This window comes from Streptomyces sp. SID9727 (genome assembly GCF_010550605.1).
Classification (GTDB): Bacteria; Actinomycetota; Actinomycetes; order Streptomycetales; family Streptomycetaceae; genus Streptomyces.
In genome coordinates, this window is the sequence record NZ_JAAGNI010000041.1 from 1 (window position 1) to 23,514 (window position 23,514).

Below are 23,514 nucleotides of genomic sequence, written 5' to 3' on the forward strand. Positions count from 1 at the left end.
GGCCGGCGGCCCGCCCGGCCGCGGTCTGCAGCAGGGTCGGCGCGCCGCCCCATCCCAGGCCCCACACGACGGCGGCGGCCCAGACGACCGGGTGCGCCCCGGTGACGGCGAGGGCCGCGGTGGCAAGGGTGAACAGGGCCGCGCCCGTCACCATGAGGGCGCGCGGGCGGCGGTCGACACGGCGCCCGACACCCCAGATGCTCAGCAGGGACGCGGCCCCGAAGGCCAGGAGAACCGCGTCGGTCCGCGGCCCGAGCCCCGCGTGCCGGAGGTAGGGGGCGACGTACGCGTAGACGACCGTGTGCCCGAGGACGAAGAGCGCCACCGTCGTCATGACCGCCGCGACCCCGGGCACCGCCAGGGTCCGGCGCAGGCCGGGCCGGACCCCATCGGCCTCCTCGGCGGGCCGCCCCACCGCCGGGACGGACGCGCCGATCCAGCCGAGGACGGCGAGGGTGGCCAGCGAGACGGCGCCGAACGCGGCCCTCCAGCCCACCTGTTCGCCGATCAGGGTGCCGGCGGGGACGCCCAGGGACAGCGCCACGGGGATACCGGTCATCGCGACGGCGATGGCGCGCCCCTCCGATCCGGCGGGGGCGACGCGCCGGGCGTACCCGGCGAGGATTGCCCACGCCAGGCCGGCGGCGACCCCCGCGGGGAAACGGGCGGCGAGCAGGACGGCGTACCCCGGCGCGGCGGCGGTGAGCGTGTTGGCCAGCAGGAAGACGGCCATGGCGCCGAGCAGCAGGGGCTTGCGCGGGACGGACGCCGTCGCCCGGGCGAGCGGGATCGCGGTCAGGGCGGTACCGGCCGCGTAGACGGTGACGGACTGGCCGGCGGCGCCCGGGCCGACGTCCAGGGAGTCCGCCATCCCGGGCAGCACACCGGCGGGCAGGGTCTCGGTCAGGCTGGTGATGAAGACGGCGGTCGACAGGGCGAGGAGCGCCGGCCAGGGCAGGCCGCCCGGCCGCGTACGAGGCCGGGCCTCGGAAGGCGTGATGGTCATGACGGCATCCTGAAACGTTCACATCGGTGTGATGGTCAAGCCGTCAGGTGCCGGGTAGTTTCGGCGAGATGAGGATCGGTGAACTGTCCCACCGCACGGGCGCGTCCCGCCGTCTGCTGCGCTACTACGAGGAGCAGGGGCTGATCGTCCCGGACCGGGGTCCGAACGGATACCGCGAGTACGACGAGCGTTACGTGGACCGGGTCAACCAGATCCGCGGCCTGCTGGAAGCGGGGCTCCCCACGCGCGTCATCAAGCAGATCCTCCCCTGCCTGGACAAGCCCCGCTCGATCCATTTCCCGGACGCCACACCGGAGATGCTGGCCCTGCTGACCAGCGAACGGGACCGGCTGAGCGAACGGATCGACGTTCTCGTCCGCAACCGCGACGCGATGAACGAGTACCTGGCCGAGGTCGAACAGTGCCGCGCGCCGACACCCTGAGGCCGCCGGCAACGCCCCCACCTGCGCTCATGTGCTCGAAGGACACCTGTAGGCCAGTCATAACCGGCCATTGAATGGCCGAAGAATGATCTCCAGTCGCCCCGTCCGGCCTGCCGATGCAGGAGGCACCGCCCTCCCGAAGGAGGCTGCCATGGGCGACACACTCCTGACCCTGTCCATCCCCGCGCTGCTGCTCGCCAGCGGCCTCTGCACAGTGGCGCGCACCTGGTGGCGGCGCAGGCATCCCGCGCCGCCCTCCCCGTACACCCAGCAGGCCGCGCGACTGGCCGAGGACCGGGAGCGCTCGTAGGATCTGCCGTCGTGGCCGGTCACCACGGCCCCCGGCGCGACACCCGGGGCATCGTCGGCGCGCCCGAGCTGTTCGCCCACGTACAGTTCCGGCGCCGCGAGCCCGCGCCCGCGCTGCGGCGCTACCTGGAGCACTACTGGCTGATCGACTGGGACCTCGCCCAGCCGTACGCCTCGCATCTCGTCCCGCACCCGAGCGTCAACCTCGTCTTCGAGCGGTACGCGGGCTGCGGCGACGAGGACGCGGGGTACGCCGAGGTCGCGGGCATCGGCCTGGAGCTGTTCACGCAGAAGCTGGAGGGGCGCGGACGGGTCTGCGGGGTGCAGTTCCGGCCGGGCGGCTTCCGGCCGTTCGCGCCCGGAGCGCCCGTCTCGCGGTGGACGGGCCGGCGGCTCCCGGCGGCCGACGTGTTCGCGCCCCCGGCACCACCAGCGCCACCGGCACCACCCGCACCACCAGGGCCACCGGCGCCGCCCGCACCACCAGGGCCACCGGCGCCGCCCGCCGCCGTACTGGACCCGGTGGCCGAGGACGACCGGGTCGCCGCGCTCGACGCGTATCTGCTGGCGCTCGGCCCCGAGCCGGACCCGCGCGCCGATCTCGCGATGGACCTGGTGGACCTGGTGCGCACCGACCGCACGGTCCTGCGCGTGGACGGGCTCGCCCGCGCCGAGGGGGTGTCGGCCCGCTCCCTGCAACGCCTGTTCGCCGCGTACGTGGGGGTCGGCCCCAAGTGGGTCATCCTCCGCTACCGCATCCACGAGGCGCTGGAACGCGCCGGCACGGAGCCGGACGTGGACTGGGCGGCCCTCGCCGCCGACCTCGGCTACAGCGACCAGGCGCACCTGGTCCGGGACTTCACGGCGACGGTCGGCGTGCCGCCCACGGCCCTGGGCACCCACTGAGAGCCCTTTGGACGGCCCGTTGCCGGTGCCGCGCCCTACAGTGCGGGCATGACCTCTGTGCAGCGCGCCGCGTCATCCTCCGTACGCATCGAGCCCTGGTCCGAAGACGATCTGGACCTGCTCCGCCGGGCCAACGCACCGGAGCTGATGGCCCATCTGGGCGGACCCGAGTCGGAGGAGCAGCTGATGGCGCGCCATGCCCGTTACGTCGCGCTCAGCGCCGACCGGACGGGCCGGGGCCGGATGTTCCGCGTCGCCCTGACCGGCGGGGCGGAGGCCGTGGGCACCATCGGCTTCTGGGAGCGGCCCTGGCGGGACCAGGAGGTGTACGAGACGGGTTGGACGGTCCTGCCGGAGTTCCAGGGCCGGGGCATCGCCTCGGCCGCGACGCGCGCGGTGGCCGACGCGGCGCGCGCCGCCCGCAAGCACCGCTATCTGCACGCCTATCCGTCCGTGGAGAACGGCCCGTCGAACGGCGTCTGCCGCACGGTGGGCTTCACGCTGCTCGGCGAGTGCGAGATCGAGTACCCGCCGGGCCATCCGCTCCTCACCAACGACTGGCGGCTGGACCTGCGCGCGGCCGGCTGAGGCGGTGATCCCGTTCGGCGCCATCCCCCTCGGCGGGGGCGGCCCGGTTATCCCGTTTGACGGTGGCTGACGCCTCCTGGATATTTATCTGCGTCGCACAACATATGCGCGACGCATTCAACCACGCCGAGGAGACCCATGCTCACGCTCGTCACCGGCTGCCGCGGCCGCGTCGGCACCGCGCTCACCGCCCTCCTGCACCAGGGCGGCCACCCCGTCCGCGCCGCCTCGCGCAACGCCGCCGAGCTGACCCCGCCGCCCGGCGTCCCCGCCGTGACCTGCGACCTCGGCGACCCCGGCACCTTCCCCGCCGCCCTGGAAGGCGTCGACTCCGTCTTCCTGTACGCGGAAGCCGCGCACGTCGACGCCTTCCTCACCGCCGCCCGGGCCGCCGGAGTACGCCACATCGTGCTGCTGTCCTCCAGCTCGGTCCTGGCCCCCGACCCGACGGCCAACCCGATCGCCGCCGCGCACCACGCGGTGGAGCGGGCGCTGCTCGCCTCACCGCTCACCACCACCCTGCTGCGCCCCGGCGCCTTCGCCACCAACGCCTACGGCTGGGCGGGGTCCTTCCGCTCCGGGCGCCCCGTCGACCTGCCCTACCCCCGCAGCGAGGGCAGCCCCATCCACGAGACGGACATCGCCGAGGCCGCCCTCGCCGCGCTCACCGACCCGGCCCTCCAGGGCGCCGCGTACCACCTCACCGGCCCCGAATCCCTCAGTGCCGCCGAGCAGGTCCGCATCCTGGCCGACGCCTCCGGCACCCCGGCCGCCGTCAACGAGGTGACCCCGGACGCCTGGAAGGAGGCCATGGCGTCCTTCATGCCGGCCGAGGTCGCCGACGGGCTGCTCGCCTACTGGGCGGCCACCGACGGCACGCCCGCCGAGGTGGCCGACGGGGTGGAGAAGCTGACCGGCCACCCGGCCCGCACCTTCGCCACCTGGGCCGCCGAGCACGCCGCCGCGTTCCGGCCCTGAAATCCACGGGCATCGCGGGACCCCCGATGGCATCCTGACCGGGTGAACGGACCGGAGATCCACCTCGAAGTCGCCCCCGAGCTCAGGCTCTTCGTGGCCCACGGGCGCCGGCAGGGGCGGACGCCGGTGATCACCGACGGCTCGTCCACGCTCGGCCATGTCGTCGAGTCCCTGGGCATCCCGCTCACCGAGGCCGGCGAACTCCTCGTGGACGGCCGCCCGGCCCCCGCCTCGCACATCCCGGCCGCCGGGGAGCTGGTCGAGGTCCGCCCGGTGTCCCGCCCGCAGCAGGTGCCGGGGGCGCCCCTGCGCTTCCTGCTCGACGTCCACCTCGGGACCCTCGCCCGCCGGCTCCGGCTGCTCGGCGTCGACGCCGCCTACGAGAGCGAGGACATCGGCGACCCGGCCCTGGCCGCGCTCTCCGCGAAGGAGCGGCGCGTCCTGCTCTCCCGGGACCGGGGGCTGCTGCACCGCCGCGAGCTGTGGGCCGGGGCGTACATCTACAGCGACCGGCCGGACGAGCAGCTGCGCGACGTCCTGGAGCGGTTCGCCCCGGCGCTCGCCCCGTGGACCCGGTGCACCGCCTGCAACGGCCCGCTGACCGCGGCCGACAAGGAGACCGTCGGGCCGCACCTGGAACACGGGACGCGCCGGACGTACGACGTCTTCGCGCAGTGCGTGGAGTGCGGGCGGGTCTACTGGCGGGGCGCGCACCACGCCCGGCTGGAGGCGATCGTCGCGGAAGCGGTCCGCGACTTCGGCCCGGTGGCGCGCTGAGGCGGGGAGCCTCAGGCCTCGCCCTCCCGCAGCCGCGCGATCTGCGCCGCGCTCAGCTCCACCGTCCGCCGCATATGGCCGAGGAGCAGGGCGACCTGGTCGTCGTCGTACGCGTCGAACAGCGCGTCCCAGCCGCCGTTCAGCCGCTTCCACACCGCGCCGAACTCCGCCATGCGCTCGGGCACGGTCGCCACGAGCACCCGCCGCCGGTCCGCGGTGTCCCGGGCCCGGGTCACGTAACCGGCCCGCACGAGCCGGTCCACCAGCCGGGTCGCCGAGCCGGTGGTGAGCCCGGTCAGCTCCGCGACGCGGCCGGTGGTGACGGGCGCCGCCTCCAGGCTGAGCAGGTTCAGGCACTGGAGGTCGGTCGGGTGCAGCCCCAGCCGGTCGGCGACGGCCTGGTTGAACAGCGCGTACGCGGCCATGTAACGCCGCGACACGACGGACATCTCGGCCAGCAGGGCGCTGCGGCGGGGGGACTGCTTCGGCGGCATGCGGAGAGTGTACGAAGTCCCAGGTCACCGCACGGGCCCGCGCGGCCGTGACACCCTGCTCCCATGTCCGTGCTCCGCTCCACCGCCCTGTTCGTCCTCGCCGCGCTCTTCGAGATCGGCGGCGCCTGGCTCGTCTGGCAGGGCGTGCGCGAGCACCGGGGGTGGGCCTGGATCGGCGCGGGGATCATCGCGCTGGGCACGTACGGCTTCGTGGCGACGCTCCAGCCGGACGGCGAGTTCGGGCGGGTGCTCGCCGCGTACGGCGGGGTCTTCGTGGCGGGCTCCATCGCCTGGGGCATGGCCGCCGACGGCTACCGGCCGGACCGCTGGGACGTGACCGGCGCGCTGGTCTGCCTGGCCGGGATGGCCGTGATCATGTACGCCCCCCGCGACCACTGACCCCGGCCCGACCGGCCTATCCTGGCCCCGTTCGACCGTACCGTTCACCCGTCCGAGGAGAGCCCGACCATGGCCGCAACCCCCATCGCCGTCGTCACCGGAGCGAGCAGCGGCATCGGCGCCGCGACCGCCCGGCAGCTGGCGGCCTCCGGCTACCGCGTCGTACTCACCGCCCGCCGCAAGGACCGCATCGAGGCCCTGGCCGCCGAGATCACCGAGGCCGGCCACCAGGCGACGGCCTACGCGCTGGACGTCACCGACCGCACGGCGGTGGACGAGTTCGCCACCGCCTTCCGCTCCCTGGCGGTCCTGGTGAACAACGCGGGCGGCGCGCTGGGCGCCGACCCGGTCGCCACGGGCGACCCGCAGGACTGGCGGCAGATGTACGAGACGAACGTCATCGGCACGCTCAACGTGACCCAGGCCCTCCTGCCGGCCCTCACCGCGAGCGGCGACGGCACGGTGGTCATCCTCTCCTCGACGGCCGGCCTCTCCACCTACGAGGGCGGCGGCGGCTACGTGGCCGCCAAGCACGGCGAACACGTCCTGGCCGAGACCCTGCGCCTGGAGATCGTCGGCACCCCGGTCCGCGTCATCGAGGTCGCCCCGGGCATGGTGAAGACCGAGGAGTTCGCCACCACCCGCTTCCGCGGCGACACGGACAAGGCCGCCAAGGTCTACGCGGGCGTGGACGCCCCCCTGACCGCCGACGACGTGGCCGACACGATCAACTGGGCGGTCACCCGCCCCAGCCACGTCAACATCGACCTCCTGGTGGTCCGCCCCCGGGCCCAGGCGTCCAACTCGAAGGTGCACCGCACGGCCTGAGGGCAGCGGGGCCGGGGCGGCCCGGCTCCGGCCTCAGCCCTTCACGCAGATGACCTGCTTCAGCTTGGCGACGACCTCGACCAGGTCGCGCTGCTGGTCGATGACCTTCTCGATCGGCTTGTAGGCGCCCGGAATCTCGTCGACGACCCCGGAGTCCTTGCGGCACTCGACGCCCCGCGTCTGGTCCGCCAGGTCCTTCGTGGAGAACCGCTTCTTCGCGGCGTTCCGGCTCATCTTGCGGCCCGCCCCGTGCGAGGCCGAGTTGAAGGACTTCTCGTTGCCGAGGCCCTTCACGATGTACGAGCCGGTGCCCATGGAGCCCGGGATGATCCCGTAGTCGCCGGAACCGGCCCGGATCGCGCCCTTGCGGGTGACCAGCAGGTCCATCCCGTCGTACCGCTCCTCCGCCACGTAGTTGTGGTGACAGGAGATGACCGGTTCGAAGGTGACCTTGGCCTTCTTGAACTCCTTGCGGACGACGTTCTGGAACAGCGCCATCATGACCGCGCGGTTGTGCTTCGCGTACTCCTGCGCCCAGAACAGGTCGTTGCGGTACTCGCGCATCGGCTCGGTGTCCGCGAGGAAGACCGCGAGTTCACGGTCGACCAGGCCCTGGTTGTGCGGGAGCCCCTGCGCCCGGCCGATGTGGAAGTCGGCGAGTTCCTTGCCGATGTTCCGCGAGCCGGAGTGCAGCATCAGCCAGACGGAACCCGACTCATCGAGGCAGAACTCGATGAAGTGGTTTCCACTTCCGAGCGTTCCCATCTGCTTTGTGGCACGTTCCTGACGGAATTTCACCGCTTCGGCCACCCCGTCGAACCGTCCCCAGAAGTCGTCCCAGCCCCCGGCCGCCAGGCCGTACAGGCCGGACGGGTCGACCGGGTCGTCGTGCATCCCGCGGCCGACCGGGATGGCCTGCTCGATCTTCGAGCGGAGGCCGGACAGGTCGCCGGGGAGGTCGTTCGCGGTCAGCGAGGTCTTCACCGCGGACATGCCGCAGCCGATGTCCACGCCCACCGCCGCCGGGCAGACCGCGCCGTGCATCGCGATCACCGAGCCGACCGTGGCGCCCTTGCCGAAGTGGACGTCGGGCATGACGGCCAGGCCCTTGATCCAGGGCAGCGTGGCGACGTTGCGCAGCTGCTGCATCGCCACGTCCTCGACCGACGCCGGGTCGGTCCACATCCGGATGGGGACCTTCGCACCCGGTACCTCTACATACGACATAACCCCTCGATTCCCCCGGAAAAGTCTGAAAGCGCAAAACCGGCGCCAAGATCGGCGAAAAGTCGGTCCGACCGGCGTTCACAGCGGCGCGTGCGATACACATTGTGTCCACCGGCCGCCATCGGGCGGCAACCGTTTTTCGCACGAAGGGAGCCCAGGACCGTGCGACGAATGGCGTACGCGACCGGCGCCGTGCTCATCGCAGCGCTCGCCGCCGGCTGCACCAGCGACTCCGGAAGCGGCGATTCCCCACCCGACAGCAAGCCGGGCACCCTGACCGTCTCCTCCGCGCCCCCGGGCAAGTACCGCACCCTCCCCGACGCCTGCCGCGCCATCCCGCGCGCCACCCTCAAGGACCTCCTGCCCGGCACCGCCGACATGCCGGAGGCCCAGCAGGACAAGGTGTTCGAGGGCTCCCCCACGGTCACGTACGACACCGACCGGCGGATCGGCTGCCGCTGGAAGTCCGACGTCCCCGAGGGCACCCGCGGCATCCACCTGGACTTCGAGCGCGTCGTCTCCTACGACCCTGCGGTGAGCGACGACGACCGCGCCCGCGAGGTGTACGCGAAGAAGGAGAGCGCCGCCGACCTGCCCGACACCGCCCTGCCGCCCGAGAGCCCCGACGCCTCCTCGTCCGGCTCCGGCGACCCGGGCTCGGCCACGAAGGGCACGGAGAGCGCGGACAGCACGGACGGCGCGGACGGCGAGGAAGGCGCAGCGGGCTCGGACGGCACCGACGACAAGGACGCGACCGGCGACGGCGGCACCGACGGCACCTCCGGCAGCCCCGCCGACAGCCTCCAGCCCCGGCTGCTGGACAAGCTGGGCGACAGCGCGTTCCTGGACGACGCGCTCAGCCGGGCCGGCTCCCCCACCCGCCACCGCACCGTGAGCGTGGTGTTCCGCACATCCAACGTCATCGTGACCGTCGAGTACACCGCCCAGCCGGCCATGTCCACCGAGGTCCCCGACAGCAAGGAACTCCAGGAGAAGGCCCAGGCACTGGCCCGTCACCTGGTCGATTCGTTCACCGGCTGACGCCGCCCGGGCCGCTTCCGTACCGCTCCCCGCACCCCCCGGCGAAGGCGGCATCCGGTCGCCGTCCGTCGTACCGTGGCCCTCCGGAGCCACCGGCGGCCGATCGCCGCGGCCTGTCTCCGCACGGTTACCGCCGCACCACCGTCCCCCGACCGCCGCGCCATCCGAGTGAAGGAACCATGCACCGAACAGCCCCGCGACTCACCCGCATACTCGCCTGCGCCGCCGTCCCGGTGATGCTCGTCGTCGCCGGCTGCTCGTCGGACTCCGGCGACAAGAAGGACGCGGAATCCTCCGCCTCCGCGTCGCCGCGGGCCACGAAGTCGGAACCGGCCGTCGAGGCGGCGAAGTTCGCCGAACTGCCCGACCCCTGCAAGGCGGTCGAGGCGAAGACCGTCAAGTCCCTGGTCCCCTCGGCCAAGAGCAAGAACGGCACCCGCAGCAAGTCCAGCGACGCGTCCGTCCGCGCCGGCTGCTCCTGGAACGGGCTGGCCGACAAGGGCGTCAAGGGCTCCCAGTACCGCTGGCTGGACGTCGGCTTCACCCGCTTCGCGTCCGACCAGACCCTGGGCAGCGGGGCCGCCCGGGCCGGCGAGGAGTTCGACAAGCAGGTCAGGAAGAGCGAGGCGACCGACGGCGCGAAGAACGTCGCGACCGGGTCCGTCACCGGCATCGGCGACCAGGCGACGAAGATCACGTACGACCAGTCCAAGACGGACGAGGACTTCCGGTTCACGACGATCGTCGCCCGTACGGGGAACGTCGTCGTGGTCGTCAACTACAACGGCGCGGGTTACGCCGGTGCGAAGACGCCGACCGCCGAGTCCGTCCTGAAGGGCGCCTCGATGGCCGCGAAGGACGCGGTCGCGGCCGTCGCCGACGCGAACGCCGGTGGCGCCGAAAGTCCGAAGGCGACCGGCAAGGCGACTGACAAGGCGTCCGACGACTCCTCCAAGAAGCCGTCCGGGAAGCCCAGTTCGCCGACCGCGTCGAAGTCCTCGGACTGACGCCCGGAGCCGCCCCGGCCCCTCCCCCCGCGACACCTCTCGCACACATGTGCCAGGCTGTGCGCGCCGGAACAAGCCACCGGCGACGAGGACAAGGGAACAGGGAGGGGATGGGGGGTGGCTGCGATGCAGCTGACGCGCACGCACCGGGTGCTGATCGGTCTGGTCGTGGCCGGCGCGGTGCTGATCGCTGCGATCGGCTTCGCCGGTTCGTACGCGGCGGTGCGCGAGCTGGCCCTGAGCAAGGGGTTCGGCGACTTCTCGCTGGTCTTCCCGATCGGCATCGACGCGGGCATCTGCGTCCTGCTGGCCCTGGACCTGCTGCTCACCTGGCTGCGCATCCCGTTCCCACTGCTGCGTCAGACGGCGTGGCTGCTGACGGCCGCGACGATCGCGTTCAACGGCGCCGCCGCCTGGCCCGACCCGCTCGGCGTCGGCATGCACGCGGTCATCCCCGTCCTCTTCGTCGTCGCCGTCGAGGCCGCCCGCCACGCCGTGGGCCGGATCGCGGACATCACGGCCGACAAGCACATGGAGGGCGTCCGCCTCACCCGGTGGCTGCTCTCGCCCATCCCCACCTTCCGGCTCTGGCGCCGGATGAAGCTGTGGGAGCTCCGCAGCTACGAGCAGGTCATCAAGCTGGAGCAGGACCGGCTCATCTACCAGGCCCGCCTCCAGGCCCGCTACGGGCGCGCGTGGCGGCGCAGGGCGCCCGTCGAGTCCCTGATGCCGCTGCGCCTCGCGAAGTACGGCGTCCCGCTCGCCGAGACCGGCCCGGCCGGCCTCGCCGCCGCCGGCATCGAACCGGCCCTCCTGCCCCCGGCCCCGGCCCCCGGACCGGCCCCGGAGCCGATGCCTGAACCGGTGCCCGCCGCCCCCGCCGCCCCCGCCGTGGAGACGGCCCAGCAGCACCCGGAGCTGCCGCAGACGGCGGCCCCGGAGCTGCCGCAGACGGCGGCCCCGGAGACGCCGCAGCAGGCCCCCGCGCAGCCCGCCGTCGACGAGAACGACAACCCCTGGTTCCCGAAGCAGGCGACCGCCAAGGTGTACGAGGGCGCCTACGACCCGGACTTCGAGGTCGACGGCCCGGTCCCGCACCAGGTCCCCACGGGCCCGGGCCGCACCCGCCCGCTGGGCAACGTGGGCACGGTCGGGAACACGGTCCCCGGCGGGCAGCCCGAGCGGATCCCCGTACCGGAACCCCTGCCGGAGCCCGTCCAGGAGCCCGCGCAGCAGTGGACGCGGGAGGACGAGGAGTTCGCGGAGATCGCGTACGAGGTGTTCTCCGCGTTCATCGCCGAGAACAACGACTACCCGAGCGTCCCGGTGCTCGACATACACCTGTCGGACGGGCACAACGTCCGCCACCCGCGCGGCGAGGCCCTGATCCGGCAGCTGATGCCGGAGTTCAAGCGGCGCTTCCACGCGGAGCTGGAAGCCGACCACATCGCGTGACCCGGCGACGCGCGAGGGGCCGCCTCCCACCCGGGAGACGGCCCCTCGACGCATGCGCGGCTACGCCCCCAGCAGCCGGCGTACCCGGTCCGCCCCCACCGCGAGCAGCAGCGTGGGCAGGCGCGGTCCCGTGTCGCGGCTGACGAGCAGCCGGTAGAGCAGGGCGAAGAAGGACCGCTGGGCGGTCTTCAGCTCGGGCGTCGGCTTGGCGTCGGGCTCCAGGCCCGCGAGGACCTTCGGCACGCCGTAGACCAGCGTGGTCAGGCCGTCCAGGGACCAGTGCGTGTCCAGGCCCTCCAGGAGCAGGCGCAGCGACTCGCGGCCCTCGTCGTCCAGCGAGCCGAGCAGCTCCTTGTCCGGCTCGTCGCGCACGATGGTGCGGGCCTCGGCCGGGACCTGGGTGGTGATCCAGCTCTCGGCACGGTCGAGGCGCGGGCGGGCCTCGTCGAGCGAGGTCAGCGGGTTCGCCGGGTCCAGCTCGCTGAGGATGCGCAGCGTCTGGTCCTCGGCGCCGGCGGTGATGTCGGCGACCGAGGCGAGCGTGCGGTACGGCAGCGGGCGCGGCGTGCTCGGGAGCGCGCCGGCGGCCGTGCCGACCGCGCGGCCGTACGCGGCGGCGTCGGCCGGGAGGACCGTGCCGTCGGCGACCTTGCGGGCCAGCGAGTCCCACTCGTCGTAGAGCCGCTGGATCTCCTGGTCGAAGGCGATCTTGAAGGACTGGTTGGGCTTGCGGCGGGCGTAGAGCCAGCGCAGCAGCGGGGCCTCCATGATCTTCAGGGCGTCGGCGGGGGTGGGCACGCCGCCCTTGGAGGAGGACATCTTGGCCATGCCGGAGATCCCGACGAAGGCGTACATGGGCCCGATGGGCTGGACGCCGTCGAAGACCTCGCGAACGATCTGGCCGCCGACGACGAACGAGGAGCCGGGCGAGGAGTGGTCGACGCCGCTGGGCTCGAAGATCACACCCTCGTAGGCCCAGCGCATGGGCCAGTCGACCTTCCAGACCAGCTTGCCGCGGTTGAACTCGCTGAGCCGGACGGTCTCGGCGAAGCCGCAGGCGGTGCAGGTGTAGTTCAGCTCGGTGGTGCCGTCGTCGTACGAGGTGACGGTGGTGAGGTCCTTCTCGCAGTTGCCGCAGTAGGGCTTGTACGGGAAGTAGCCGGCGGAGCCGCCGCTGCCGTCGTCCTCGCCGGCCGCGCCGGAACCGGCCTCGGCCTCCAGCTCGGCCTCGTCCACCTTCTTCTGCTGCGGCTTCCTGCCTCCCTTGCCGGCCGCCGCGGGGTCCTTCTTGGTGCGGTAGCGGTCGAGGATGGCGTCGATGTCCGCGCGGTGGCGCATGGCGTGCAGGATCTGCTCGCGGTACGTGCCCGCGAGGTACTGCTCCGTCTGGCTGATGGGGTCGTACTCGACGCCCAGCTCGTCCAGGGCGGCGGTCATGGCGGCCTTGAAGTGCTCGGCCCAGTTCGGGTACGCGGACCCGGCCGGGGCGGGCACCGAGGTCAGCGGCTTGCCGATGTGCTCGGCCCAGGACTCGTCGATGCCGGGGACGCCGTTCGGCACCTTGCGGTAGCGGTCGTAGTCGTCCCAGGAGATCAGGTGGCGCACGGTGTACCCGCGGCGGCGGATCTCGTCGGCGACCAGGTGCGGGGTCATGACCTCGCGGAGGTTGCCCAGGTGGATGGGGCCCGACGGGGAGAGGCCGGAGGCGACGACGACCGGTTTGCCAGGCGCACGACGCTCCGATTCGGCGATGACCTCGTCCGCGAAGCGGGAGACCCAGTCGGTCTCGGTGCTGCTCTGACTCTGAGCCACGGTCGGCACGTCCTTCTCTCGTGTAGGACTCGTAGGGGCACCGACCATTCTCCCAGGTGCGGGCCGCAGTACGAAAACGGCTTTGCACCCCGTGGGATACTGGACCGATCCTTTGTCCTCTACCGAAACGGCAGCCGGCTCATGGCCTCGGTCACTTCCCTCGCTTCCACGCTCCAGCAGCAGCTGGCGGACGCCCTGACGGCAGCACTGCCGGAAGCCGGCACCGCCGATCCGCTGCTGCGCCGAAGCGACCGGGCCGACTTCCAGGCCAACGGCATCCTGGCGCTCGCCAAGAAGCTCAAGGGCAACCCGCGTGAGCTGGCCGGCAAGGTCACCGACGCGCTCCCGGCCTCGGACCTGATCAAGGACATCGAGGTCTCCGGCCCCGGCTTCCTGAACGTCACGCTGACCGACCGGGCGATCACGGAGACCCTGGCCGCGCGCGCCGCCGACGGCGACCGGCTCGGCGTCCCGGCGAACGAGGCGGCGGGCACCACGGTCGTCGACTACGCGCAGCCCAACGTGGCCAAGGAGATGCACGTCGGCCACCTGCGGTCCGCGGTGATCGGCGACGCGATGGTGCGGATCCTGGAGTTCACCGGCGAGTCCGTGGTCCGGCGCCACCACATCGGCGACTGGGGCACGCAGTTCGGCATGCTCATCCAGTACCTCGTGGAGCACCCGCACGAGCTGGACCACGAGGGCGGCAAGGAGGACGGCGAGGCCGCGATGTCCTCGCTGAACCGGCTCTACAAGGCGTCACGGGCCCTGTTCGACTCGGACGAGGAGTTCAAGGCGCGGTCCCGGGACCGGGTCGTCGCTCTCCAGGCGGGCGACGCGGAGACGCTGGCCATGTGGCAGCGGTTCGTGGACGAGTCGAAGATCTACTTCTACTCGGTCTTCGACAAGCTGGACATGGAGATCAGCGACCCCGACATCGTCGGCGAGTCCGGCTACAACGACATGCTGGAGGAGACCTGCCGCATCCTGGAGGAGACGGGTGTCGCCGTCCGCTCCGAGGGTGCGCTGTGCGTCTTCTTCGACGACGTGCTGGGCCCCGACGGCAACCAGGTCCCGCTGATCGTCAAGAAGACGAACGGCGGTTACGGCTACGCGGCGACCGACCTCTCCGCGATCCGGGACCGGGTGCGGAACCTCAAGGCGGACGCCCTGCTGTACGTGGTGGACGTACGGCAGTCGCTGCACTTCAAGATGGTCTTCGAGACGGCCCGCCGGGCGGGCTGGCTGAACGACGACGTGAAGGCGCGGCAGCTCGCGTTCGGCACGGTGCTCGGCAAGGACGGCAAGCCGTTCAAGACCCGTGAGGGCGTCACGGTCCGGCTGGAGGACCTGCTGGACGAGGCCGTCGAGCGGGCGACCGCCGTGGTCCGGGAGAAGGCCGAGAAGGTGGGCCTGTCCGAGCAGGAGATCGTGGAGAACGGCCGGTACGTCGGCGTGGGCGCCGTGAAGTACGCGGACCTGTCGACCTCCGCCGTGCGGGACTACAAGTTCGACCTGGACCAGATGGTGTCGCTGAGCGGCGACACGTCGGTGTACCTCCAGTACGCGTACGCGCGGATCCAGTCGATCCTGCGCAAGGCGGGCGACGCGAAGCCGGTGGCGCACCCGGAGCTGGAGCTGGCCCCGGCCGAGCGGACGCTGGGCCTGCACCTGGACCAGTTCGGCGAGGTGCTGGCCGAGGTGGCCGCGCAGTACGAGCCGCACAAGCTGGCCGCGTACCTCTACCAGCTCGCCTCGCTCTACACGACGTTCTACGACCAGTGCCACGTGCTGAGCGAGGACAACCCGGCCGAGGTGGTCGAGAACCGGCTGTTCCTCTGCGACCTCACCGCCCGCACCCTGCACCGGGGCATGGCGCTGCTCGGCATCCGGACTCCCGAGCGGCTCTGAGCGTGGCAGCTCGCGAAGGGGTGGGGCCCGGCGGCACTTCGGGGGCGCCGGGGCCGCCCCTCAGCGGCTCTACTCCGGCCGTCCCAGCGTCCATCCCGAGACGTCGGACAGCCGGCCGCGCCACAGCGGCAGCCGCAGCGGGGCCGCGCCGCCGCAGACGAGGGTCGCGTCCCGCAGGTGGATCCACCGGGGCAGGAAGGCGGCGTCCTCGTCCGCCTGCGCCTCCTTGATCCCCTGGTCCACCGTCTCGGGGAACTCCGCGAGGAGGTTCGCTCCTTCGCCCTCCACCTGGCGCAGGCCGCGCGCCCATTCCGCCTTCCACGCCTCGTGGCCGATCACCTCTCCGTGCAGGACCCCGGGGGGTACGGCCAGCGTCAGCGGCAGGCCGGACCGGGGCTCGCGGTCGAGCAGCTGGATCAGCAGCTGGAGCTGGAGGTCGGGAACCGGCTGGGTGACCAGGAGGGTGTCCCGGGCGGAGTCGGTGGAGTCGGTCATGGGCTGTTCCCTTCGGCCACGGCCTCGTTCCGGCGCCGTGGTGGGCCGGAATTTCTTGCCCCGTCTGCCCGCGAATGGGCGTGTCCAATCCTCCGCCCGGCGTCCGGGAAAAAGGCCGGATACGCGTGGGACCCGAGGGAAGAAGAAGAATTCAGACCGTTCGACGATCATTTCTCCGGGGGAGAAAATGACTGAACTCGATTCCACCGCGGTGTCACCGTCGCCGCGGACGATGACACCGGCAGAGCCCCCGCCGACCAGGGCCGCCGACGCCCGGGCGGCGGCCAAGGCGTTCCTGGCGACGCTCCACCCGCGGCCGGCGGCGACGACCATCCAGGACCTGCTGCTCCTGGTGTCCGAGCTGGTGACGAACGCGCTCCGGCACGCGGGCGCGGTGACCGCGCTGGCCTTCGGGGCGGACGCGGACACGCTGTACGTACAGGTCGCCGACCCCAGCTCCGACCGTCCGCGGCAGCGGACGCCCGACCTCCGCGGCGGTACGGGAGGATTCGGCTGGCCACTGGTCCTGAAGCTGGCCAAGAAGGCCGACATTCGCCCCCACGCTCCCTCCGGCAAGGTCATCGTCATCTCGATGGCCCGCTGAGACCGTCTCGACGGCCCGCTGAGACCGCGTCTCGACGGCCCGCTGAGACCGTCTCGACGGCCCGCTGAGAACAGTGCGCTGTCAGAGGAACCGGCGCAGCGGCAGCACCGACGCCTCGCGGAGCCGTTGCACGACGGGCCTGCGCCGCCACCTCCGGCCCTCGATGCGCTCGCTCACTTCCAGGTCCTCCTCGAAGTGGGCGTCGAGCGTCGCGGTGAGTCCCCGGTCCAGGACCGCGAGCATGACCTCCTCGTCGTGGTCCAGGGAGCGGCGGTTGATGTTCGTGGACCCGATCAGCGCGGCGACCCGGTCGACGGTGACGACCTTGGCGTGCATCATCGTCGGCTGGTAGTGGTGGATCTTCACGCCGCAGGCCGTCAGCCGCTCGTAGTACAGCTGCCCGGCGAGCTGGCAGACCCGTTTGTCGGTGTGCGGGCCCGGCAGCAGGATCTCGACCTCGACCCCGCGCCGCGCCGCCGCGCACATCAGCTCCACGAAGAAGGCGTCCGGGGCGAAGTAGGCCGTGGCGATCCTGACGCGTTCCTCGGCGGTCTCCAGGATGACCCGGAGCAGGGTCTGCATGTCCTGCCACCCCATGCTGGCCGAGCCCCGCACCACCTGCACCACCGCGTCGCCCTGCGGCGGGATGTTCCGGAACCGGTCGCGGGCGTCGAACAGTTCGTCGTGGCACTCGGCCCAGTTCTGCGCGAAGGCCGCGGCGAGTCCGTCGACGGCCGGACCCCGTACGCGGACGTGCGTGTCCCGCCACTCGTTCTCGTTGCGCGCGTCGCCGCACCACTCCTCCGCTATCCCGACGCCGCCGGTGAACGCGGTCTCCTCGTCCACCACAAGGACCTTCCGGTGGCAGCGGTGGTTCTGCTTCAGGGGTGACAGGTAGAGCGGCTTGCGGAACCACGCGACCTGGACGCCCGCGTCCTCCATGGCCCGCAACTGGTCCTTCTCTATGAGTCTGCTGCCGAACCCGTCGAGCAGCAGCCGCACCCGTACCCCGGCGCGGGCGCGGTCCGCCAGCGTGGCGGCGAACTCCCGCGCGATGTCGCCGCGCCAGTAGACGAACGTCATCATGTCCACGGTGTGCTCGGCGCGGCGGATGGCGTCCAGCATCGCGGCGAAGATCGCGTCCCCGTTCCGCAGCGGGACCAGCTCGTTCCCCTCGGTCGCGGCGATCCCGATGAGCCGCTCCAGCCGCCGTCTGAGGCGCTGCGCGCGCTCCACGAGGACGGCGTCCTCGTGGTCCACGGGCGCTGCCGTCCGCAGTTCCGGTCTGTCGTCGGTGCCGCTGGTCATGTCGTCGCTCCTCGAAGGTATGCGGTCGCTCGGGGCAGAGACCACCTTCCCTGGGACGGGGGCGATATGACGGTCATCGCGCACCGTGAGCGCCCGTACACGCAGCTTGTACGGGTCGGGCAGGCGTGCAGTGGGCGCCCGGGCAGGGAGCGGGCACCGGGTACGCGGGGCGCTGAACTCCGTAACCGATGGGGGCCGATGCCCTCATTGGTCTTGACCAATTTCCCCAAGTATGAGAATCATGGCCGGAGTCGCCACAGAACCTTCATAACCGCTCCGCAGGAGACCCACGCACCATGCGCATACCGACCTCCGCCGCCCTCGCGGCGCTCGGCGGTGCCCTCGTTCTCGGGCTCACCGTCGCTCCGGCCGCTCAGGCCGCCCCCGCCGCCTCGGCGGACTGCACCACCGACGCCTTCGGAATCGCCGGGAAGTACGGTGAGTTCGTCCTCGGAGACGACGTCCACTCCCCCGACGCGGAAGGCGCCGTGGCGGTCGGCGGGAACGCCGACTTCAAGGGCGGGTTCAGCGTCGGCAACGAACTGACGGCCGCCCAGGTGGACGCGCTGCCCGGCCGGGCCTCGCTCGTCGTGCGGGGGGACCTGCTCAACGGCGGTTCCGCCACCGTCGTGATGAAGGGCAACGCCGTCGTCGGCGGCGAGGTCAAGGACCGCGCGGTCGAGTTGCACAACGGCACCTTCGGCAAGAAGGCCGACCTGATCGACTTCGACGGCGAGTTCGCGAAGCTCCGGTCGTACGCGGACGCGCTGGCCGGGGAGTCGGCGACCTCCGGTGCCACGGTGAGCCTGGAGGGCAACCGGCTGACGCTGACCGGCACGGACACCGGCCGGAACGTGTTCTCGGTCGAGGCGTCACAGCTGGAGAAGGCGAAGGAGGTCTTCGTCAAGGTCCCGGCCGGAGCGACGACGATCGTCAACGTCACCGGCCAGACGTACGACATGGCGACCGCCGGTACGACGGGCTTCTTCCTGTCGGGCGGTCAGGACTTCGTCCTGGACGACAAGACGCAGAGCGCGCAGGACGGCGCGGTCCGCGCCAAGCTGCTGTGGAACTTCCCGAACGCCACGAAGATCGTCAAGAACAGCCAGGCCGCCTGGCCGGGCAGCGTGCTCGCCCCGTACGCGCACCTGGAGCTCGGCAACGCCGCCCCGGTCAACGGCTCGGTGTGGGTGGCCTCGCTGCACGGCTCGGGCGGCGCGGAGACGCACCACTTCCCGTTCACCGGCTGCCTGCCCGAGGTGCCCGGCACCCCGAAGCCCGGCACGACGCCGAGCGGCACGCCCTCCTCGACGCCCCCGGCCACCCCGTCCGGCACCCCGTCGTCCTCGGCCACCCCGTCCGGCACCGCGACGCCCTCCGGCACCCCGTCGGGCACGACGACCCCGGGCGCCCCCGCCCCGTCCGCCAGCCCCTCGCAGCCCGAGGGCGACCTGGCGACGACCGGTAGCGGCAACATGGTCCCCATCACCGTCGGAGGCGCCGTGGTCGTCGCCGCCGGTGCGGGCCTCGTGGTCATGGCCCGCCGCCGCAAGCGCGCCTGACCCGACTGAGCGGCACGCGGCCCGGGAAGGGCCGCGTGCCGCTCAGCGCTTTTCCCAGACCGAGGTGTCGTAGCGGTAGTAGTACTCCGGGCGCCCCGCGATGCTGCTCGTACGGAACGGCTTGCCGCCGTCGTCCACGCGCAGGGTGCCCGTACGGCCGCCGCTGGACCAGTCCAGCTCCAGGTACCAGCTGACGTCGTGGCCCTCCACGTGCGCGTCGAGGTCGAAGACCTCCACATCGCTGGAGGACACCCGGAACGGGAAGTCCTTGGCGGGCACGGTCTCGTCGCCCTGCTTCCCGGCGACGGGCTTGAGCGCCGGGCGGCTGTCGTCCAGGTCGACGTCGAAGGACTGGGGTTCGATGCCGCTGCCGCACCCCTCGCCCATCGAGAAGGCCGGCTGCTGCACGGGCGCCCGCTGGCTCAGCACCTTCACCCGGAGCCCGGTCAGGACGACGGCCTGCGCGGAGGTGCCCTGCACGGTCAGCTCCAGCTTCATGGCGCCCCCGTCCACCCCGCCGAGCGCCCGCGCCCAGCCCCGGGTGCCCTTGGGCGGCGGCGGGGGCGGCACGGTCGCCGGGTCCTGGCCCAGCAGGTAGAACTGCCCGCACGGTTCCTCCCAGTTGTACGAGCTGATGGTCACCGTGGGAGGGCGCCCGGTCCCGCCTTCCGGCGCGCCGGTGGTGCGCGAGGCGGACGGCGACGTGCGTGCGGAGGGACTGGCCGAGCCCGTGGTGGCGGAGGCGCTGGGCCGCTTCGACGCGCTGACCGAGGGCGAGGGGCTGTACGGGGACGGGGAGACGGCGTCTGCGTCCTGGCCGGCCGTCGTTTCGCTCGCACCCGGGGCGCCCGTGGCCGCGTCGGAACCGGTCTGCTTGAGCTGGCCGATGACGACGGCGGTGGGCACGGTGAGCGCGACGACGGCCGCGGCGGCGAGGAGCACCCGCGTACGGGCGGAGGCCCGGCGCCAACGGGAGGGGGCGGGGGCCTCTTCCCGTACGGGCTCCAGGGCCACGGGCTCGGTCTCCCGGCGCGCGGGCTCAGCGGGCACCGGCTCCGCGCGCGAGGGCTCCACGACCTCCGGCTCCGCGCGCGAGGGCTCCACGACCTCCGGCTCCACGGGCACGGGCTTGACGGCCTCCGCCGGAACCGGCGCTTCCGCCTTACCCCGTCCGCGCGCCGCGTCCGCGAGGATCCACCGGCGGTGGACCTCCACCATCTCGTCGGCGGTCGCCCCGCACAGGCGCGCGAAACGCTCCACGGGGGCGAACTCCCCCGGAACGGCGTCCCCGTTGCAGTACCGGTGGAGCGTCGACGTACTGACGTGCAACCGGCCCGCGAGCACCCCGTAGCTGCGCCCCGAACGGTCCTTCAGTTTCTTCAGCAGGGCCGCTAGTTCCTCGGCCTCCGGCGTCGCCACTACGGCGTTCCCCCTCCTGGTCCGTCCCGGATCACCGTTCCAGGGACGTGGAATCTGCCCAGGTCACAGTACGCGCAGGCATTCCAGCATCCCCAATGGTGTGTCGGGCGTTGCGGCCGGAATCCGTCGTGCCACAAGCTCGGACCACACCGCAACGACCACGGGGGCCGACCAGTGCGAACCCTCTTCCGCATCGAGCTGGCCGATGCGCTGGCGATCGGGGTGCTGATCGTGACGACCGCGATCGTCCTGCTCCTGATCTGCCGGAACTGACCACGCCGGCCCGACCGCACACCTGACACGACCGAACACATGACACGACCGAACACACTCACGGGGAGTACCACCATGCGCAGCAACCGCATCCGCAACACCGTCCTCGCGGCGACCGCCGTCCTCGCCGCCCTCTCGCTCACGGCGTGCGGCGGGGACGACGGCACCGACGCGAAGAAGCCGGCGGCGTCCGTCCAGGCGACGGGTGACGCGCCGTCGGCCGCGCCGGAGAAGGACTCGACGGCCGCCACGGACACCGAGCCAGCCGCCGACACCACCGAGCCCGCCGAGAAGCCCGCCGCCGACCAGCCCGCGGAGTCCGCCGCGAAGCCCGCGTCCAAGCCGCAGCCCAAGCCGAAGCCGAAGTCCCCGGTGACCTGCACCGGCGCGAACACCAAGGTCACCGTCACCAAGGTGAGCCGCCCGATCAACCACCTGCTGCTCACGGCGACCAACACGGGCGACCGCCCCTGCTACGCGTACCACGCGCCGATGCTCCGCTTCGACGGCGCGCAGGCGGTGTTCCAGGTCCTCCGGTCCAGCAAGCCGCAGGCCGTGGTGACGCTCGCGCCGGGCCAGTCGGCCTACGCCTCCATCGGTCTGACGGGCGAGCCGAACGGCCAGAAGCCGTACCCGAGCAAGCACCTCGGCGTCACCTTCGCCGACCGCAACGACGGGCCCGTCAACTCCGCGTCGACCGAGCTGACGCTGCCCGCCGGGACCTCCTGGGACGACAACGGCTTCGTCACGTACTGGCAGAGCGAGATGGACCAGGCGCTCGTCTACTGACCGCCCAGCTCGAAGTCGAACCAGATCCGGTGCGTGCCGTCCTCATCGACGGCGAGCCCGCCGCCCCCGCTGATCCCGGCGAGGGCGGCGGTCCCGCTTCCCGGCACGACCGAGAAGAACTCGTTCGCCCGGTCACTGCCACTGGTGGCGGCCGAGTGCACGAAGTTGAACGTCCCCTCCCGCCCGGCGAGCGCCCCCTCGAAGGACTCCATGGCGACATACGTACCGACCCCCGACGCCTGGTCGAAGGCAGCGGTGAACAACGTCGTGGACCGCCCCGCCACCTCCCCCTGGAAGGTCTTCACGATGGTCGCCACTCCGACGGGCAGCGCGGTGGCCACCTCGGGCTCGGGCTTCAGCTCGGAGGGGACGAAGGAGTCGACGATGAAGGTTCCGGAAGCTCTCATGCACCCGAGCGTAGGGGCGGGGTACGACAGTTGGGGTTCTAGGTAGAACAACTCATGCGCGGCGGTCGCACACCTGATGGAATCGCCCCCATGTCACAGACCGACGCCCCGGACGACACCCTGGACAACTTCCCCCGGACCCCCTGGATCGCCCCACTGGCCTCGACGGTCATCACGCTCCCGGCCGTGTTCTTCGCTCTCCTCTTCAGCATGCTGACGCCGATGGCCTGCGACTCGTGCACGGAAGAGGAGAGCGCCCGCTTCGACGCGAGCTTCGGCCCGGCCTTCGTGGTCTCCTGCTGCGGCCTCGCCCTGAGCCTCGGCGTGCTGCTCGCGAGCTGGGTGTGCATGCGGAAGAGGCCGGCGGCCTCGGTCCTCCTCGCCGTGGCCGCCCCCCTCACCGTCGTGTTCACCTGGATGCTCTTCATGGGCCTGGTGCACACGCCGTAACGCTTCTCCGCTCAGCCCCGCAGGCGCTGCGCGACCTCCGTCGCCCAGTACGTCAGGATCAGCTGGGCGCCCGCGCGGCGGATACCCGTCAGGCTCTCCATGATCGCCGCGTCGCGGTCGATCCAGCCCTTCTCGGCGGCGGCCTCGATCATGGCGTACTCGCCGCTGATCTGGTACGCGGCCACCGGTACGTCCGACGCCTCCGCGACCTTGGCCAGGATGTCCAGGTAGGGGCCCGCCGGCTTGACCATGACCATGTCCGCCCCCTCTTCGAGGTCGAGCGCCAGCTCGCGCAGGGACTCACGGATGTTGGCCGGGTCCTGCTGGTACGTCTTGCGGTCGCCCTTGAGCGAGGAGCCGACGGCCTCGCGGAACGGGCCGTAGAACGCCGAGGAGTACTTCGCGGTGTACGCGAGGATCGAGACGTCCTCGTGGCCCGTCTGGTCGAGGGCGTCGCGGATGACGCCGACCTGGCCGTCCATCATCCCGCTGGGGCCGACCACATGGGCGCCCGCGTCGGCCTGGACCTGGGCCATCTCCGCGTACCGCTCCAGGGTGGCGTCGTTGTCGACGCGGCCGTCCCCGGTCAGCACACCGCAGTGGCCGTGGTCGGTGAACTCGTCCAGACACAGGTCCGACATGACGATGAGATCGTCGCCCACCTCCTCGCGCACCGCGCGCAGCGCGACCTGGAGGATGCCGTCCGGGTCGGTGCCCGCCGTGCCCCGGCCGTCCTTCTTCTCGTCCAGCGGGACGCCGAACAGCATGATCCCCGACACTCCGGCCGAGACCGCGTCCACGGCCGCCTTCCGCAGGGTGTCCAGGGTGTGCTGCTGCACGCCGGGCATGGCCGAGATCGCGACCGGGGCGTCGATGCCCTCGCGGACGAACGCGGGCAGGATGAGGTTGGCCGGATCGAGCCGTGTCTCGGCGACCATCCGCCGCATCGCGGGGGTCGTCCGCAGCCGACGGGGCCGCGAGCCGGGGAAGTTTCCGTACACAGTCATCCTTCGAGCGTAGACCCGC

25 protein-coding genes are annotated in these 23,514 nt (G+C 72.1%); 16 read left to right on the forward strand and 9 right to left on the reverse strand.

The window, feature by feature from the left end; genetic code table 11:
* On the reverse strand, positions 1 to 1,006 hold a 1,006-nt coding region (locus G3I41_RS02290), incomplete at its 3' end, for an MFS transporter (protein ID WP_164398614.1).
* A gap of 68 nt (positions 1,007 to 1,074) precedes the next feature.
* Here G3I41_RS02290 and G3I41_RS02295 point away from each other — a divergent pair.
* The 6 genes from G3I41_RS02295 (at position 1,075) to G3I41_RS02315 (ending at position 5,007) form a co-directional block, all read left to right on the forward strand.
* Positions 1,075 to 1,449: a MerR family transcriptional regulator gene (locus G3I41_RS02295; protein ID WP_164398615.1), complete on the forward strand. Its 375-nt coding sequence runs from the start codon at positions 1,075 to 1,077 to the stop codon at positions 1,447 to 1,449.
* Between the two features lie 151 nt (positions 1,450 to 1,600).
* Complete coding sequence (locus tag G3I41_RS36285) at positions 1,601 to 1,759, forward strand: hypothetical protein (protein ID WP_203600046.1); 159 nt, start codon at positions 1,601 to 1,603, stop codon at positions 1,757 to 1,759.
* A gap of 11 nt (positions 1,760 to 1,770) precedes the next feature.
* The gene (locus G3I41_RS02300; protein WP_164398616.1) at positions 1,771 to 2,664 is read left to right on the forward strand and encodes a helix-turn-helix domain-containing protein; all 894 of its coding nucleotides are present in this window, start codon (positions 1,771 to 1,773) and stop codon (positions 2,662 to 2,664) included.
* 48 nt (positions 2,665 to 2,712) lie between these two features.
* Positions 2,713 to 3,252: a GNAT family N-acetyltransferase gene (locus G3I41_RS02305; protein WP_164398617.1), complete on the forward strand. Its 540-nt coding sequence runs from the start codon at positions 2,713 to 2,715 to the stop codon at positions 3,250 to 3,252.
* 138 nt (positions 3,253 to 3,390) lie between these two features.
* Positions 3,391 to 4,230, forward strand: a complete 840-nt coding sequence (locus tag G3I41_RS02310; RefSeq protein ID WP_164398618.1) for an NAD(P)H-binding protein — start codon at positions 3,391 to 3,393, stop codon at positions 4,228 to 4,230.
* Between the two features lie 42 nt (positions 4,231 to 4,272).
* The gene (locus tag G3I41_RS02315) at positions 4,273 to 5,007 is read left to right on the forward strand and encodes a Mut7-C RNAse domain-containing protein (protein ID WP_164398619.1); all 735 of its coding nucleotides are present in this window, start codon (positions 4,273 to 4,275) and stop codon (positions 5,005 to 5,007) included.
* Between the two features lie 11 nt (positions 5,008 to 5,018).
* On the opposite strand, the gene G3I41_RS02320 is transcribed toward G3I41_RS02315, so the two are convergent.
* Complete coding sequence (locus tag G3I41_RS02320; protein ID WP_164398620.1) at positions 5,019 to 5,501, reverse strand: MarR family transcriptional regulator; 483 nt, start codon at positions 5,499 to 5,501, stop codon at positions 5,019 to 5,021.
* Between the two features lie 63 nt (positions 5,502 to 5,564).
* Between G3I41_RS02320 and G3I41_RS02325 the strand changes: the two genes are divergently transcribed.
* On the forward strand, positions 5,565 to 5,900 hold the full coding sequence (locus G3I41_RS02325; protein WP_164398621.1) for a YnfA family protein: 336 nt from the start codon (positions 5,565 to 5,567) through the stop codon (positions 5,898 to 5,900).
* A 69-nt stretch (positions 5,901 to 5,969) separates the two neighbouring features.
* Positions 5,970 to 6,728, forward strand: coding sequence for an SDR family NAD(P)-dependent oxidoreductase (locus tag G3I41_RS02330; protein WP_164398622.1), 759 nt, complete (start codon positions 5,970 to 5,972; stop codon positions 6,726 to 6,728).
* Positions 6,729 to 6,761: 33 nt separating this feature from the next.
* On the opposite strand, the gene G3I41_RS02335 is transcribed toward G3I41_RS02330, so the two are convergent.
* A complete protein-coding gene (locus G3I41_RS02335; RefSeq protein ID WP_164398623.1) occupies positions 6,762 to 7,955 on the reverse strand; it encodes an RtcB family protein in 1,194 nt (397 codons plus the stop codon).
* A gap of 171 nt (positions 7,956 to 8,126) precedes the next feature.
* Here G3I41_RS02335 and G3I41_RS02340 point away from each other — a divergent pair, with 171 nt between their 5' ends.
* The 3 genes from G3I41_RS02340 (at position 8,127) to G3I41_RS02350 (ending at position 11,458) form a co-directional block, all read left to right on the forward strand.
* Entirely contained in the window at positions 8,127 to 8,996 is an 870-nt protein-coding gene (locus tag G3I41_RS02340; RefSeq protein WP_164398624.1) for a DUF3558 domain-containing protein, read from the forward strand.
* Between the two features lie 179 nt (positions 8,997 to 9,175).
* On the forward strand, positions 9,176 to 10,003 hold the full coding sequence (locus tag G3I41_RS02345) for a DUF3558 domain-containing protein (protein WP_164398625.1): 828 nt from the start codon (positions 9,176 to 9,178) through the stop codon (positions 10,001 to 10,003).
* Positions 10,004 to 10,129: 126 nt separating this feature from the next.
* The gene (locus G3I41_RS02350; protein WP_164398643.1) at positions 10,130 to 11,458 is read left to right on the forward strand and encodes a DUF2637 domain-containing protein; all 1,329 of its coding nucleotides are present in this window, start codon (positions 10,130 to 10,132) and stop codon (positions 11,456 to 11,458) included.
* Between the two features lie 60 nt (positions 11,459 to 11,518).
* On the opposite strand, the gene lysS is transcribed toward G3I41_RS02350, so the two are convergent.
* A complete protein-coding gene (lysS, locus tag G3I41_RS02355; RefSeq protein ID WP_164398626.1) occupies positions 11,519 to 13,279 on the reverse strand; it encodes a lysine--tRNA ligase in 1,761 nt (586 codons plus the stop codon).
* A gap of 132 nt (positions 13,280 to 13,411) precedes the next feature.
* On the opposite strand from lysS, the gene argS reads away from it, so the two are divergent.
* A complete protein-coding gene (argS, locus tag G3I41_RS02360; RefSeq protein WP_164398627.1) occupies positions 13,412 to 15,181 on the forward strand; it encodes an arginine--tRNA ligase in 1,770 nt (589 codons plus the stop codon).
* Between the two features lie 69 nt (positions 15,182 to 15,250).
* Here the strand turns inward: argS and G3I41_RS02365 are convergent, their stop codons facing one another.
* Positions 15,251 to 15,676 (reverse strand): hypothetical protein, encoded by a 426-nt coding sequence (locus tag G3I41_RS02365; RefSeq protein WP_164398628.1) that lies wholly within the window; start codon positions 15,674 to 15,676, stop codon positions 15,251 to 15,253.
* Between the two features lie 232 nt (positions 15,677 to 15,908).
* Here G3I41_RS02365 and G3I41_RS02370 point away from each other — a divergent pair, with 232 nt between their 5' ends.
* Positions 15,909 to 16,280: an ATP-binding protein gene (locus G3I41_RS02370; protein WP_164398644.1), complete on the forward strand. Its 372-nt coding sequence runs from the start codon at positions 15,909 to 15,911 to the stop codon at positions 16,278 to 16,280.
* A gap of 81 nt (positions 16,281 to 16,361) precedes the next feature.
* Here the strand turns inward: G3I41_RS02370 and G3I41_RS02375 are convergent, their stop codons facing one another.
* On the reverse strand, positions 16,362 to 17,588 hold the full coding sequence (locus tag G3I41_RS02375; protein ID WP_164398629.1) for a phospholipase D-like domain-containing protein: 1,227 nt from the start codon (positions 17,586 to 17,588) through the stop codon (positions 16,362 to 16,364).
* A 296-nt stretch (positions 17,589 to 17,884) separates the two neighbouring features.
* Here G3I41_RS02375 and G3I41_RS02380 point away from each other — a divergent pair, with 296 nt between their 5' ends.
* Entirely contained in the window at positions 17,885 to 19,150 is a 1,266-nt protein-coding gene (locus G3I41_RS02380) for a choice-of-anchor A family protein (protein ID WP_164398630.1), read from the forward strand.
* A gap of 42 nt (positions 19,151 to 19,192) precedes the next feature.
* On the opposite strand, the gene G3I41_RS02385 is transcribed toward G3I41_RS02380, so the two are convergent.
* Positions 19,193 to 20,569 carry a helix-turn-helix transcriptional regulator gene (locus G3I41_RS02385; protein WP_164398631.1) on the reverse strand — a complete coding sequence of 459 codons (1,377 nt, stop codon included), beginning with the start codon at positions 20,567 to 20,569 and terminating at the stop codon, positions 19,193 to 19,195.
* A 348-nt stretch (positions 20,570 to 20,917) separates the two neighbouring features.
* Between G3I41_RS02385 and G3I41_RS02390 the strand changes: the two genes are divergently transcribed.
* A complete protein-coding gene (locus G3I41_RS02390) occupies positions 20,918 to 21,631 on the forward strand; it encodes a DUF4232 domain-containing protein (protein ID WP_164398632.1) in 714 nt (237 codons plus the stop codon).
* Here G3I41_RS02390 and G3I41_RS02395 read toward each other — a convergent pair.
* Entirely contained in the window at positions 21,625 to 22,038 is a 414-nt protein-coding gene (locus G3I41_RS02395; protein WP_164398633.1) for a DUF3224 domain-containing protein, read from the reverse strand. The two genes, G3I41_RS02390 and G3I41_RS02395, sit on opposite strands and share 7 nt — an antisense overlap.
* A gap of 90 nt (positions 22,039 to 22,128) precedes the next feature.
* Between G3I41_RS02395 and G3I41_RS02400 the strand changes: the two genes are divergently transcribed.
* Positions 22,129 to 22,488 carry a DUF983 domain-containing protein gene (locus tag G3I41_RS02400; RefSeq protein WP_164398634.1) on the forward strand — a complete coding sequence of 120 codons (360 nt, stop codon included), beginning with the start codon at positions 22,129 to 22,131 and terminating at the stop codon, positions 22,486 to 22,488.
* 11 nt (positions 22,489 to 22,499) lie between these two features.
* Here the strand turns inward: G3I41_RS02400 and hemB are convergent, their stop codons facing one another.
* Complete coding sequence (hemB, locus tag G3I41_RS02405) at positions 22,500 to 23,495, reverse strand: porphobilinogen synthase (RefSeq protein WP_203600050.1); 996 nt, start codon at positions 23,493 to 23,495, stop codon at positions 22,500 to 22,502.
* Positions 23,496 to 23,514 lie beyond the last annotated feature (19 nt).

Coding starts and splice junctions, on each gene's coding strand:
- G3I41_RS02295 (WP_164398615.1), top strand. CDS start 1,075: ATGAGGATCGGTGAACTGTCCCACCGCACGGGCGCGTCCCGCCGTCTG.
- G3I41_RS36285 (WP_203600046.1), top strand. CDS start 1,601: ATGGGCGACACACTCCTGACCCTGTCCATCCCCGCGCTGCTGCTCGCC.
- G3I41_RS02305 (WP_164398617.1), top strand. CDS start 2,713: ATGACCTCTGTGCAGCGCGCCGCGTCATCCTCCGTACGCATCGAGCCC.
- G3I41_RS02310 (WP_164398618.1), top strand. CDS start 3,391: ATGCTCACGCTCGTCACCGGCTGCCGCGGCCGCGTCGGCACCGCGCTC.
- G3I41_RS02320 (WP_164398620.1), bottom strand. CDS start 5,501: ATGCCGCCGAAGCAGTCCCCCCGCCGCAGCGCCCTGCTGGCCGAGATG.
- G3I41_RS02325 (WP_164398621.1), top strand. CDS start 5,565: ATGTCCGTGCTCCGCTCCACCGCCCTGTTCGTCCTCGCCGCGCTCTTC.
- G3I41_RS02330 (WP_164398622.1), top strand. CDS start 5,970: ATGGCCGCAACCCCCATCGCCGTCGTCACCGGAGCGAGCAGCGGCATC.
- G3I41_RS02335 (WP_164398623.1), bottom strand. CDS start 7,955: ATGTCGTATGTAGAGGTACCGGGTGCGAAGGTCCCCATCCGGATGTGG.
- G3I41_RS02340 (WP_164398624.1), top strand. CDS start 8,127: ATGGCGTACGCGACCGGCGCCGTGCTCATCGCAGCGCTCGCCGCCGGC.
- G3I41_RS02345 (WP_164398625.1), top strand. CDS start 9,176: ATGCACCGAACAGCCCCGCGACTCACCCGCATACTCGCCTGCGCCGCC.
- G3I41_RS02350 (WP_164398643.1), top strand. CDS start 10,130: ATGCAGCTGACGCGCACGCACCGGGTGCTGATCGGTCTGGTCGTGGCC.
- argS (WP_164398627.1), top strand. CDS start 13,412: ATGGCCTCGGTCACTTCCCTCGCTTCCACGCTCCAGCAGCAGCTGGCG.
- G3I41_RS02365 (WP_164398628.1), bottom strand. CDS start 15,676: ATGACCGACTCCACCGACTCCGCCCGGGACACCCTCCTGGTCACCCAG.
- G3I41_RS02370 (WP_164398644.1), top strand. CDS start 15,909: ATGACACCGGCAGAGCCCCCGCCGACCAGGGCCGCCGACGCCCGGGCG.
- G3I41_RS02375 (WP_164398629.1), bottom strand. CDS start 17,588: ATGACCAGCGGCACCGACGACAGACCGGAACTGCGGACGGCAGCGCCC.
- G3I41_RS02380 (WP_164398630.1), top strand. CDS start 17,885: ATGCGCATACCGACCTCCGCCGCCCTCGCGGCGCTCGGCGGTGCCCTC.
- G3I41_RS02390 (WP_164398632.1), top strand. CDS start 20,918: ATGCGCAGCAACCGCATCCGCAACACCGTCCTCGCGGCGACCGCCGTC.
- G3I41_RS02395 (WP_164398633.1), bottom strand. CDS start 22,038: ATGAGAGCTTCCGGAACCTTCATCGTCGACTCCTTCGTCCCCTCCGAG.
- G3I41_RS02400 (WP_164398634.1), top strand. CDS start 22,129: ATGTCACAGACCGACGCCCCGGACGACACCCTGGACAACTTCCCCCGG.
- hemB (WP_203600050.1), bottom strand. CDS start 23,495: ATGACTGTGTACGGAAACTTCCCCGGCTCGCGGCCCCGTCGGCTGCGG.